The sequence below is a fragment of the Fundicoccus ignavus genome (assembly GCF_009659375.1).
Lineage (GTDB): Bacteria > Bacillota > Bacilli > Lactobacillales > Aerococcaceae > Fundicoccus > Fundicoccus ignavus.
Genome location: NZ_WJQT01000026.1, coordinates 18,784 through 31,314, shown reverse-complemented (window position 1 = coordinate 31,314; position 12,531 = coordinate 18,784). Strand labels below are relative to the sequence as shown.

11 protein-coding genes and 2 pseudogenes are annotated in these 12,531 nt (G+C 34.7%); 10 read left to right on the top strand and 3 right to left on the bottom strand.

Annotated features, from left to right (window positions below):
• A partial coding sequence (locus GF867_RS14435; RefSeq protein WP_172974030.1) for a helix-turn-helix domain-containing protein occupies positions 1-134 on the bottom strand: 134 nt, incomplete at its 3' end.
• A gap of 138 nt (positions 135-272) precedes the next feature.
• On the opposite strand from GF867_RS14435, the gene GF867_RS13765 reads away from it, so the two are divergent.
• The 4 genes and pseudogenes from GF867_RS13765 to GF867_RS12280 form a co-directional block, all read left to right on the top strand.
• Positions 273-2,108, top strand: coding sequence for an MSCRAMM family protein (locus GF867_RS13765; RefSeq protein WP_172974029.1), 1,836 nt, complete (start codon positions 273-275; stop codon positions 2,106-2,108).
• Positions 2,105-2,620, top strand: a complete 516-nt coding sequence (locus GF867_RS12290; protein WP_153833386.1) for an MSCRAMM family protein — start codon at positions 2,105-2,107, stop codon at positions 2,618-2,620. Before GF867_RS13765 ends, GF867_RS12290 begins: the two co-directional genes overlap by 4 nt.
• Positions 2,578-3,036, top strand: coding sequence for a relaxase MobL (mobL, locus tag GF867_RS13760; RefSeq protein ID WP_366927834.1), 459 nt, complete (start codon positions 2,578-2,580; stop codon positions 3,034-3,036). Before GF867_RS12290 ends, mobL begins: the two co-directional genes overlap by 43 nt.
• Before the next feature lie 150 nt (positions 3,037-3,186).
• Positions 3,187-3,522 (top strand): annotated as a pseudogene (locus GF867_RS12280) (recombinase family protein); the annotation flags it as partial.
• A gap of 186 nt (positions 3,523-3,708) precedes the next feature.
• Here the strand turns inward: GF867_RS12280 and GF867_RS12275 are convergent.
• Together GF867_RS12275 and GF867_RS12270 are read right to left on the bottom strand one after the other, a co-directional pair.
• Positions 3,709-5,028 carry an IS1380 family transposase gene (locus GF867_RS12275; protein ID WP_366927833.1) on the bottom strand — a complete coding sequence of 440 codons (1,320 nt, stop codon included), beginning with the start codon at positions 5,026-5,028 and terminating at the stop codon, positions 3,709-3,711.
• Positions 5,029-5,165: 137 nt separating this feature from the next.
• Positions 5,166-6,344 carry an IS110 family RNA-guided transposase gene (locus GF867_RS12270; RefSeq protein ID WP_172974028.1) on the bottom strand — a complete coding sequence of 393 codons (1,179 nt, stop codon included), beginning with the start codon at positions 6,342-6,344 and terminating at the stop codon, positions 5,166-5,168.
• 411 nt (positions 6,345-6,755) lie between these two features.
• Between GF867_RS12270 and GF867_RS12265 the strand changes: the two are divergent.
• From GF867_RS12265 to GF867_RS12240, 6 genes and pseudogenes are all read left to right on the top strand, one after another.
• Positions 6,756-7,963 (top strand): annotated as a pseudogene (locus tag GF867_RS12265) (dicarboxylate/amino acid:cation symporter).
• Between the two features lie 152 nt (positions 7,964-8,115).
• Positions 8,116-8,403 carry an ABC transporter substrate-binding protein gene (locus tag GF867_RS12260; protein ID WP_172974027.1) on the top strand — a complete coding sequence of 96 codons (288 nt, stop codon included), beginning with the start codon at positions 8,116-8,118 and terminating at the stop codon, positions 8,401-8,403.
• Between the two features lie 150 nt (positions 8,404-8,553).
• On the top strand, positions 8,554-9,375 hold the full coding sequence (locus GF867_RS12255; protein WP_153833381.1) for a transposase: 822 nt from the start codon (positions 8,554-8,556) through the stop codon (positions 9,373-9,375).
• A 293-nt stretch (positions 9,376-9,668) separates the two neighbouring features.
• Positions 9,669-10,658, top strand: coding sequence for a nucleoside hydrolase (locus GF867_RS12250; protein WP_153833380.1), 990 nt, complete (start codon positions 9,669-9,671; stop codon positions 10,656-10,658).
• A 145-nt stretch (positions 10,659-10,803) separates the two neighbouring features.
• Positions 10,804-11,538 carry a 5-oxoprolinase subunit PxpB gene (gene pxpB, locus GF867_RS12245; RefSeq protein ID WP_366927832.1) on the top strand — a complete coding sequence of 245 codons (735 nt, stop codon included), beginning with the start codon at positions 10,804-10,806 and terminating at the stop codon, positions 11,536-11,538.
• A complete protein-coding gene (locus tag GF867_RS12240) occupies positions 11,539-12,528 on the top strand; it encodes a 5-oxoprolinase subunit C family protein (protein WP_153833378.1) in 990 nt (329 codons plus the stop codon). It abuts the gene before it with no gap.
• Positions 12,529-12,531 lie beyond the last annotated feature (3 nt).

Here is a 12,531-nt window from a genome sequence, read left to right as displayed (position 1 = left end):
CATCGATTAAGTTCACGATAAATAGTTGAACGATGACGACCTAACAAGTTCGCAATAGGGTTAATTTTATAACCTTCTTGAACAAGCACTTCTATTCTTGATCGTTCTTCTATGGTAAGATATGTATAGCTCATAATAGACCTCCGTGTGTATGTTTTTGTCGTTATTAACATCTTACACGAATCTATTATGAGTTTCTTTGTTGTCGCATTTAATTTTACAATTCATCATGAACAAAAAATGAAACTAAACTAAACGAAAGGAAATATAAAATGATTAAATTTAATAAAATAAAAAAAATTACAGTCCTAACAACTATGAGTTTAGGGCTATTTTTTAGCGCTGATCTAGTAGCTGCAAGCACCTTAACTGATGATTCTGTAGAAACACTTTCTGTTAAAGAAACTGAAATTTCTTTAGAGGTAATCGAGCTGATTTTAGAAAAATCGGAAGAACAAAAGAATGATAAAAGCGAAGTCGCTACAGAATTGTTGCTATTTGAGGAAGCTCGACTTGCTGAAGAAACAAGATTAGTCGAGGAAGCTAGACTTGCTGAAGAAACAAGATTAGTCGAAGAAGCTAGACTTGCCGAAGAAGCAAAATTGGTCGAGGAAGCTAGACTTGCCGAAGAAGCAAAATTAGTCGAGGAAGCTAGACTTGCCGAAGAAGCAAGATTAGTCGAGGAAACTAGACTTTCCGAAGAAGCAAGATTAGTCGAGGAAGCTAGACTCGCTGAAGAAGCAAGATTAGTCGAGGAAGCTAGACTTGCCGAAGAAGTAAGATTAGTCGAGGAAGCTAGACTTGCCGAAGAAGCAAGATTAGTCGAGGAAGCTAGACTCGCTGAAGAAACAAGATTAGTCGAAGAAGCAAAAGTTGCCAAAGATGAAAAAAACAAAAAAGATAAGGAAATTCTAGACAAATATTCAGAGCAATTCAATATTTCCTTGGATAATTTAAAACTCGTTCGAAGTTCTGATGGAAAGTATGCCGAAATTATGAGCACTTCCACTAGTAATGGTATTCTAACAAACGCTTCTGGCACTAAAATCGGAACGGTATATTATGGCAGAGAACAATTAACCAGTTACTGGGATGATTTATACGTTCTAGAGATTAATGGAGATGTCGTATTCTGTATTGAACCTATGACACCATGGACAGGTGGTACTTATTATGAAGGTACTGAATTTCCTGATGGAACTGTTGTTTTAGACAATCTAGCACCATTATATCCAGCTGATGCTGCTGGAAAAGTTGAAATCGATGCTGCTAAAAGACTGAAAATCGAACAAATAGTTGAGTTTGGATATAATCAACAGATTTCAAATCAAAACTATGCGTTTACTCAATCGTATATTTGGGAAATTTTAGTAGTGAACTTAGACACTAGTCGAGGATATTTAGCACAGAATTACAACGCCTTTTTAAATTGGAAAAACCAAGTTGACACAAAAATAACAAATCATAAGTCTGCCCCTTCATGGAACAATGGTAATGTGTCGCTAAAAAAGGGAGAATCTATCTCATTAAATGATACATACAATGTCTTGGATAAATTACTATTACCGGCGAATTGGAACGGATTTACATTCGAAAAAATTAGCTCAAGCCAACTAAAAATAACTGCTGGAGAAAATGCAATAAATGGTAAATATAACTTCATGCCAGATTTATCAAAGGTTCCTGATGCAGTATCTTTAATTTTTAGTCGTCCGGAGCAACAGACTTTCGGTAGATTAAATTTTCTAGATCCAGTAAGAGCGATGTTAAACTTTAATATCTTGGCAAGTAGTGGGGAATTAGAGCTTAACAAAATAACATCTGATGGAAGTGCACTTGCCAATACAGAATTCGAAATTATTGATTCAAACGGAAAAGTAGTCGCTACCAAAACTACTGATAGCAATGGTTATTTATCAGTTAAGGATTTAGAAGCTGGTGAATACTCTATAAGAGAAACTAAAACGCCAGCTGGATATGTTTTAAATACGGAATCAATATCAGTATTAATTGACGCAGGTAAAAAAGCGAGTGTAGAATTTATAAATAAAGTCCAAAAAGGATTAATTGAAATCGCAAAAGTTTCAAAAAAAATGGCACTACAATGATTAATGATTCATATACACTGGCTAGCGCTGAATTTGGGGTGTTTCAAGGTACAAAACAAGTCGGTACAATCATTACAGATGCTGATGGTAAAGGGGTTCTAGGTAATTTAGATTTAGGTAGCTATATCTTAAGAGAGTTAAAAGCACCAAATGGATTTACACCAAGCACACAAGAGTTCTTAATTAATTTAGTATCAACTAATAACACTCAAGAGGTATTTTCACAATTAATAACAATCGAAAATGAAGAGCAATTAGGAACAATTAAAGTTGTTAAGAAAGATGAAGAAACAGGTCAAACATTAGCAAACGCTGAGTTTAATGTATTGGACAACGCAGGTAATATAGTAGATACGATTATCACTAATGCAAATGGTGAAGCAGTATCTAAAACATTACCTTTAGGAAAATACACACTAGTAGAAGTCAAAGCACCAAGCGGCTATCAATTAGATAAAACACCAAGTGCATTCGAGTTGTTGTACGGGGCACAAACACAAGCAATATATTAAGCAAGCATCGTCCACTTATTGATGAAATTACAAAAGATATTATCAATCGAAAAGATCCAAATAGTTTTAACGAACTTGAAAAGAGATTAAATGAAGAAGAAAAATACAGAAAACAAATTTACGGTAACAGTAATGATAGTTACAAAGAAAATAAAGTGAATGAATTAAATGCAATGATGGGGAATGCTTTATTAAAAAATATGAATACCAGCTATCCTAATAATCAATATCAGAAAACGAATGATTTACAAAATTCATTGAAAGTAATGTCTTATCAAAACAAAAAGTTTTTATTTAATCTGTCACAAGTTTTCGGAAGAAATAAACAAGATTATCTTAATGAATTAAATTACGAAAGAAATCGAAGCGAAAGAGAAAATGAAGAACGTTTTTTACAAAGTGATTATCAAAAATAAAAATTTGTATGTATAAGGGATAAGCACTTGAGTTTTTAATGGTGTATTTAATCATTATGGTATACCCTAATGATTAAAGTGTATACACGAGTAAATCAAGCTTTTGAAATGGTTAATAGGGTTGGTAAAATTTGCTTACGGAGAAAGACAATGGCTACAAAAATTGGTTATGCAAGAATTAGCACTAAAGATCAAAAATTAGATCGTCTAATTGAAGCTTTATCAAACAAGGTATCAAAACTTTTTGTAGAAAAAGAAAGCGGGGCAACTTTTGAAAGGTCTGTACTTCATGAAATGTTAAATTTTATCAGAGCGGGAGACATTGTAGTAGTAACAGAATTAGATAGATTGAGTAGAAGCCATAATGATATTTCAAATATAATGAATTTAATTCAAAATAATGGAGCGACTTTAGAAGTTCAAAACCTACCAACATTGTCTGGAATTGAAGATGAGAGTTTAAGAAAATTAATAAATAACTTAATTACCTGAATAATTCATACCTCTAATTTCAGAGACCGTTTTATCAATAGTGCTATATTTTCTTTATTGTTTTTCATTTTCTATCCTAATGGATTATTTTTTCCGGCCCTTTTTATATTTTTGAGCTTTTTCCCTTTTTAAACTCAAATTTTGGGCGTACTTCTTCCTGGGCGATTTAATCTTTTTTTATTAAATGTACTGCCGAATCCTTTGGATTTGCCTGAATACGGCATAAAATTCTCGTTGATAAACATGAGAACTTGATAGTTTTAAATACATTTTTCTTGCTGTATTGACGAGTTTGCCAGCCACTTTAAACAGACGGAGACGTATCGTATTCACTTGGAGTCCTTTCGATTTTGGCTCAAAACACAAGGTGCATAAGAAGTTAACCAGATTGTACGCCAACAGGCTAATCATCATGCGAGCCTCGTTTTCAAGGAATTCTGGACTATCTGTTTTATCAAAGAAGAAGCTGTTTTTGGCTTCTTTAATGTAGTTTTCCATGGTACCGCGTTTATTGTAGGTTTCAAACACTCTTTTAGCTGAGATGTTTTCTGAGAAATTCGTGACAATAAAGGAATGCTTAAAAAGTAGTTCGCCTACTTCTCGAGTTGAACGAATACACACTCGACGCGGTTTGAACCATGAAGCTGCTTGGTAGGAAACCGAATGATAATAGACTTCTTTTTCATCCCAAGGATGATGATTATCATAGAACACAAACTCTTCCGCTAAACGATATAAATTCCTATTGGCCTTTAGCCGAATGACATACTGATTTTCGTATAAGTCGCATAAATCATAAACATCCGGTGTCGCGAAACCACTGTCTCCACGAACGAGAATATCAGTGGTTGGAATCGTTTGGTTATAATGTGCCAATAACGGTTCAAGAAATTCTTTGACCCCGTTGGAAGTGTATTGATTTCTTGATCGAAGCTTGGCTTTTAAAAAGTCGCCAGTCAAGCCGTCAAATGCCACTAAAGGATGATAACCGTTCGTTCCATAATGAGCATTATAATCTGTCTGTTCTTGGCTCCCGAAGGTATCCGAATGGGTAGAATCTAAATCAACAATCATATTCGTATCATTACGAATAAGTCGTGCTTGATCAATCATTTTTTGATTGAGTGTCTGGAAATCTTCAATCGTTTGTTCCGTAATTCGATCAAAAAATCGAGAAATGGATGATTGAGAAGCCAACGGCTCATCAATTGATAACGTCTGTAATACCGGATCATGCTGTAGAATATTTGCAGCAGAGTCGGTGTTATAACCGGCTACAATTTGCAGCACTAACTGTTTTAAAAGCTTGTGATTCGTATGCGTCCAATATTTACGGCTGTCGTTAAATCGAACAATCTTTTTAGAAAGCTGGGTAAATTGGAAAGCATCCATTAGTTCATCGATTAAAATCAAACCAGAATCACTTGATAAACGACCACCATCATGAGAAACGATTAAGTTATTGTTGAATTTTACGGCATTTTCTTGTAAAGTAACCACTGAGAGAACCCCTTTCTATGGTTGTTTGTAGTGAAGTAACCATATCAGAAAGTGGTTCTTTTTATTTGAAAAGATTTACCTTAAAAAAAGCAAAAAAAGACATACCATGCTATAATTAAGACAAGGAAATTTTTTAATTAATTGAGTACTAGCTTCTGTTGCCGCAGACCTAGTGCTCTTTTTTCGTCATATGGTGCTTTGTCATCTAAAATCTTATAAATCATCCGTAGTAACTTGTGCCCACATGCCACAACTGCTTTCATTTTGGTTCCTCTGTTAGATACTCTGTGATATAAGGATCCGAAAGCTGGATCACGTGACCTTCCGGCCATTCCACCACTAGTAATTAGGGCTGTTTTTAAATATTTATTCCCTCTAGTTACTCTCGAAGATTTCTTTTTTCCTGCACTTTCATAAGAACCAGGTGAAAGTCCAGCCCATGAAGCTAAATAGCTCACTGTCCTAAAGGCCTCTATACTTGGACCAATTTCTGCTAGGATAATCGCAGCACTATGTTGCTTCACACCAGGAATACTTTGGAGCAACTCATATTCCAAAGGAAAATGAGATAAAATATATTGTTCGATATCATGTTCTATTTTCTTAATTTTCCGAGTATAGAATTGATACTCATCTAACGAATCATCAAGCAATCGCCTATCTGTTAGAGATATTTTTCCATCCATTGCTTGAAGTATATCCTTGGGAGATGCGTTCACTCTGCCATGTAAACAAGCTTCGACAGATTCAAGAGTTAAGACTTCACCATCTATAAATAATTGGAGCAAGGCTTGCCCAGTTTTCCCAAAGATATTACTTAAATAACCCGTCAACTTAATGTTAGATCGTTGAAGAATATTGTGTAACTCATTCTTCGATTGGGTTCGTTTTTGAGTGTAGGATTGCCTACGGCGAGTCATTAGACGTAATTCCATAACTTCAGGTGCTGGAATATACGAATTCTGAATTAAACCAACTCGTCCAAGTTGCGCAATCCATTCTGCATCCTTCATATCTGTTTTTCGACCAGGTACATTCTTAATATGTTCTGGATTTGCGAGGACCATATTAAAATTCCCTTCGGAAAAGATATTGAACACCGGTACCCAATATTGTCCTGTACTTTCCATAAAAATATCAGTAACTTCATTTTCCTCTAACCATTCAAGTGCTTTCCGTAATTCACTTGTTCGAGTACCAAATATCTTATAGGACTTTTTAGGTTTGTTCGTGTCCAAAGGACCATCTAATATACAACATACAATTGTCTTCTGATGAACGTCGATTCCACAACATGTCTCAATCATAACTTCCATGATGAAAACCTCCATCAAACAATTTAGGAAACAGAACATTCTATAAATTATTGTAATTTTATTTTCACATTCTAAGATGTATTCGGCTTATCGCAAAAGATAAAATGTTCATCCAGTTTTTCATCCAGGTTCGGCAAAACCCATTAAAGAATCGGATTAACGTTTCCTATATTAATTATAGGATACTCTCTCTTTTCTGTCACGGCTTAGATTGCGAAGCAATCATATAGTTTTTCATCACCTAATGGGTGATGAAGTAATTTGCTTTAAATACTATTAAATCAATGTTTAGAAACAATATTAGTAAAACTATGAATTGTTCAGGTTATTAAAGTATAGTAATAAAACCGGCCAAACTCACCTAACATATGGTATGATAGAAGTTAAATATTTTAGGATGGAGCAGAAAATATGAAAAAGAAAATTAACTTGGGACTTGTCCCACGCATCATTATTGCAATTATTGTTGGTATTCTACTCGGTCAATTGACTTTTATTCCGTCGAGTTTCATTCGGGTGTTGATTACGTTGGCTGATTTATTCAGTAGCTTCTTAAATTTTGTCATCCCGTTAATGATTATAGCCTTGATTACGAAAGGTATTGCTGACCTAACAGAAGGAGCAGGGAAATTGCTCGGGGTAACCTTTCTCTCGGCTTATGGATCCACACTCGTAGCTGGTACTATTGCTTACTTAGGTGCAACAACTATTTTTCCCCTTTTTATCACACCGGATCTCGTTGAAAATGTAGCCGCTTCTGGTGAAGGCTTAACGCCTTATTTTACTATTCCGCTGGATCCGATACTGTCCGTTACTTTTGCGTTAATCTTTGCCTTTATGATAGGCCTTGGCATTTCACGGTTACGTGAAAACCAAGCAGGTGAAGTGATGTATGCATTTTTTATTGAATTTGAAGCGATTATCATGCAGGTCTTGTCAGCGATTATCGTCCCGTTACTGCCGTTTTATATTTTAAGTAACTTCGCCAACATGAGTTACTCGGGGAGTGTCTTTATGATTCTTTCGATTTTCTGGCGCGTCTTTTTAATGGTTATTGCCTTACAACTCTTATATATTATGTTACTTTTTGTGCTTTCTGGATGGTATGCAGGTAAAAATCCATTCACTTTGATAAAAATCAAGTCGCTGGTTACTTAACCGCCTTAGGTACGCAATCTTCGGCAGCAACAATCCCTGTTAATGTGGAAGTTGCCAAGAAAAATGGTGTGTCGGAAACTATTCGAAATTTTGTGGTGCCTTTAGGGGCGACGATTCATGTAGCCGGTAGTATGATCGCAATCATTTCCACCGCCATTGCCGTTTTACTGATGTATAATTTACCAACTGATTTCGCCTCACTCGGCGGTTTTATCGCAGTTCTCGGTATTGCCATGGTTGCAGCGCCAGGAGCCCCAGGTGGAGCGATTATGTCTGCACTGCCATTCTTGCCAATGGTCGGCATTATATCAGATACCATGCAACAATTGATGATCAGTCTCTACATCACCCAAGATAGTTTTGGAACCGCCACAAATGTCTCAGGTGACAATGCGATCGCCATTTTCATTGATAAACTGTATCAAGGCCGAAACAACAAAAAAGATACCAGTAAAAAATAATCATTCATAATAAATACAATACTCCCTCCAATGACAGTTAATCTCTGCTTTGAAGGGAGTATTATTTTATACCTTGCGCATCTGTTCTCTCTAATAACAATATGTACATAGAAACGTCCACTTTTTCCCATTCGTTTAGGGGAGGAATTAAAATGAACAGAAAAATGAAACTCGTTGTTTCTGGTATAATGGTTATAATGATTGGATTCATCTCAGGATGTAGTGGTACCTCCAAAGATTCCAATGTCATTCGTATTGGTTCTATGTTTGAATTAACAGGATCAGCTGCAGAATATGGTATATCAATGAATAATGCTGTTAATGATATTAACGAAGCAGGTGGTGTCGATGGTAAACTAATAGAAGTGGTTGAAAGAGATATTGCATCTGATGAAGCGCAGGCAGCGCAAACAGCAATGGCATTACTCAACCAATATTAGGACCAGATGGTTTCGGAAATACTAAAGTCAATGATTTAGCAGGACCTGAGAATATGAATGATGTTTACTATACATCACACTTTGTTGTAGAAAGTGAAAAAGCGGAAATAAAATATGCTATAAAAAGGTTATCCTACCCTTAATTTTTCAATGGCTACTCCGAAAACCAAACATCCCTTACCTCTTTATAATCATTTGTACTCTTCCAAAGAAGATTTTCAAAGTCAGAATATAGAAATAGCCAAAGGCTTTAATACTGTCCATACTTTTTTAGGAAAGAAAAAAGCAACCTTTGTTATGGATCGCGGGTACGACCGAAATATGATATATGAATATGTCCAAAATATCGGACATCACTTCGTCACTCGGTTAAATGATAATCGGTATTTAATACATAAAAATCGTCGAGTAAAAGTACCTGATTTAGCAAAACGACGAAAAGGAAAAATTAACTTTAAGACAGAGATTCAAGGCGAAAAATATCACTTAAAGGTTAGCCATATTAAAGTAAAACTACCCGTTCTACAAGATATGCCTCTTTATATGGTTGTCGTGTATGGTTATGGGGCAAAACCCATGAAATTATTAACGAACCATTCGATTAAAGGAAAGGACGATGTCCTTCGAATCCTAAAAAGTTATATTACTCGCTGGCGAATTGAGGAGCTGTTTCGTGTGCAAAAAGAAGAATTCCAATTAGAAAAAACGCGAACGATGACCTTAAGTTCTCTACGAATTTTATATACCATTTTGAATTGTATCATTGGGCATTATTCATTAGCGATTGAAAAGAACAACTATCATACCCAAATCGTTTTAGCTCGAGCACGACCATCCAATAAATTAAAGAAAATAAAATTTTATCTGTATCGGTTTATCCGAGGAGTTTCAAAGATCCTCACATTTGATACCGTAGGTATTCGGTATTTTCACAGAATAGAACAACGCTCGAATCAATTGTCATTATTATGAATGAAGTAATTGAATAATTTTAAAACGCGCTTATGGGGCGTTCTATTTGTGTCTTATTTTTTGAAAAATACATAAAAACAAGTATTAAACGAGCTTGTTTGTCTATATTTGGCACTTCTAAAATTTTATTTACGTAAAAAGGGTAAATTCAAAATAAAGAATATCTAGTTAATAATGCTGAAAAAATTTATAATGGTGATGAAGTAACGCAATTCAACTAACAGTTTAAATAAAAAACAGAATGTATTGAATAGCTTTCAAATAAATAAGTTGTTCGAGAAAGGTACGATGAAATGAAAAGAAAAGTGATAATTGATACGGATCCGGGGATTGATGATGCATTAGCTATTATTTTTGCACTTCAACATCCAGATATCGAAGTATTAGGTTTTACTTCAGTCGGTGGAAATAAAGGACTACAGAGTACCACTGATAATGTAACGCGTATTTTAAATTATTTTGGTTCGGATATTAAAGTATACAAAGGTTCTGAAAAAAATTACTCCAAGACAGTTGATTCAAACTTTAATCTGTCTATCGATTACTCAAAAGAGATTATTCATGGTAGTAATGGACTAGGTTCGGCTGTTTTAGATAAAAATGATGCGCTCATTTCAGATAAAGATGCGGTAACTTTTATATTAGAAACCATCGAAAAATATCCAAATCAAGTTGATTTAATCACATTAGGTCCGCTAACAAATATCGCTTTTTGTATTGAAAAGAATTTTGACATAATGAAACAACTAAAATCAATCCATAGTATGGGTGGCGGGATTCATCGTGGGAATCGTACACCACTTGCAGAGTTCAATTATTGGTTTGATCCACACTCCGTTAATAAGGTTTTCGAATTAGGAGAATACCTCCCAATTTTTATGATTGGTTTAGATGTAACACATCAGGCTGTTTTAGATATGAATGATTTAACGTTTATGCAATTGATTGATCCGAAACTAGGTCAGTTAATTAATCAAATGCTGGATAGTTATATCTTAAATTATTGGGAAAATCAGCGTATATTAGGCGCTGTTATGCATGATTTAACTGCTATTGTTGGTTACATGTACCCTGAATTATATACCGAAGTACTTGATATCAATTTATACTGCAGTACGGCTGATGATGTAACGATTGGCCAAACTATTATAACGGATACAGCTATGGTTAACAGTCATATTCCAATGAAATTAAACGTAGAAGTATATAAGCAACATGTTATTAAAGATATATTTGGTCAAGAAGCTTTAAATGAATATACAACATATTTAAATAATGAATAATAATAAAACACCTATTTCCTCAGAATATTGAGAAAATAGGTGTTTTTTTAATCTGTTTCTAATTTTCCGATTGACATCCAAGTATATATAATCGTATAATTAAATTATCGTTATTTAGATTACAATGTAGTTATCAAGAAAGGTAGTGGACTATTTGGAAATTAAACAATACACAGAAGACTCGTTAACATTACTATTTGGTGATGTGATAAGTCCCGATATTAATAAAAAAATAGTCAATTTAAGAAAATATATCGACAGCTTAAAAATTAATGGAATAACAGAAATGATTATTTCATATACAAGATTGGTGATTTATTTTGATCCTTTAACATTAAATCAAAACATACTGATCGAAATCCTTGAGCAGATTAATTTAGAAACAATCGATAATGAAGAATTCCCATATCGAGTTGTTGAAATCCCCGTTTGTTACGGTGGAGATTTTGGGCCGGATCTTTGGCGTTTTGAAGAAAAAGATCTAACAGTTGATGATGTGATTAAAAGACACACTGATAATGAATACTTAGTTTATATGTTAGGTTTTATGCCAGGGTTTGTTTATTTGGGTGGCTTAGATCCAGAAATTGCGATGGATCGATTAGAAACACCACGTACGCATATTGCGGCAGGCTCTGTCGGAATTGCTGGACAACAAACGGGTGTTTACCCATATGATTCACCAGGTGGATGGAATCTAATTGGTCGTACACCGATTCAGCTTTATGATACACGTCGGGGTGAGGATACGATTTTATATAATGCTGGGGATCGTATTAAGTTTTATAGCATTTCAAATGAAGAATTTAATGAAATACAAAAACAAGTTGAAACAGGTACATATCAAGTTTCAGTCATATTGAAAGGTGTGAATGATTAAATGGCATTTTACATACAAGAAGCAGGTATTTTATCCACCTTTCAAGATTTGGGCCGTTATGGTCATCAGTCGACAGGTATTTCACCAGCAGGCGTTTTAGATTACAAAAGTGCAATACTAGCAAACCAGTTAGTTGGCAATAACATTAATGAAGCGGTTATCGAAATGAATTTTACAGGAATTTCTTTTGATGTGATGAAGGATACGGTTATAAGTGTTGTCGGTGCTGAAATGCGTATCGATATAAATGGGCGACAATATACTGGTGGAAAAGCCATAAAACTCGCTAAAGGAGATCAGGTAAAATTTGGAAAAACTTTAAATGGTATCCGTTCATATTTAGCAGTTGCTGGAGGATTTCATCTAAAAAAAGAATTAGGTAGTTATTCGACTCACTTACGTACAGCAATGGGGGGTCATCAAGGTAGACCGCTTCAAAAGGGTGATTTGATAGCTTATAACGGAAAGAGTAATCATACATTTCCTTACTATTCAAATGAAAAAGTAGGAGATACCAGAACGATACGAATTATTACAGGTCCTAATTATGATGACTTAACGATAGAAGCTAAAGAATCATTAACTAAAACCCCTTATAAGATAACGCGGAGTAGTGATCGAATGGGTATCCGTTTAGAAGGAATAGCTTTAAAAACAACTGATGGCGTTCATGACATCCTCTCAGAACCAACCCAGCTTGGGAATATCCAAGTACCTAAAAATGGTCAACCGATTATTTTATTGAATGATCGACAGACCACAGGTGGATACAAGCGGATGGCTACCGTCGCAAAAATAGACTTACCTAAATTAGTACAAATACCACCAGAAGAAGAAATCTATTTTGAGTTAATCGAATTAGATGATGCAGTTTCACTATACAAAGATGAAATGAATAAATTATTGAACAATGACTATTTAAAGATTGATTCAGAACATAGTGATTACCGAAGAATTACTGCTGAAAAAGTTAAGACAATAATGAGGTGAAAA

Coding starts and splice junctions, on each gene's coding strand:
- GF867_RS12290 (WP_153833386.1), top strand. CDS start 2,105: ATGATTAATGATTCATATACACTGGCTAGCGCTGAATTTGGGGTGTTT.
- GF867_RS12260 (WP_172974027.1), top strand. CDS start 8,116: ATGAACAGAAAAATGAAACTCGTTGTTTCTGGTATAATGGTTATAATG.
- GF867_RS12250 (WP_153833380.1), top strand. CDS start 9,669: ATGAAAAGAAAAGTGATAATTGATACGGATCCGGGGATTGATGATGCA.
- GF867_RS12255 (WP_153833381.1), top strand. CDS start 8,554: ATGGCTACTCCGAAAACCAAACATCCCTTACCTCTTTATAATCATTTG.
- GF867_RS12270 (WP_172974028.1), bottom strand. CDS start 6,344: ATGGAAGTTATGATTGAGACATGTTGTGGAATCGACGTTCATCAGAAG.
- GF867_RS12240 (WP_153833378.1), top strand. CDS start 11,539: ATGGCATTTTACATACAAGAAGCAGGTATTTTATCCACCTTTCAAGAT.
- GF867_RS13765 (WP_172974029.1), top strand. CDS start 273: ATGATTAAATTTAATAAAATAAAAAAAATTACAGTCCTAACAACTATG.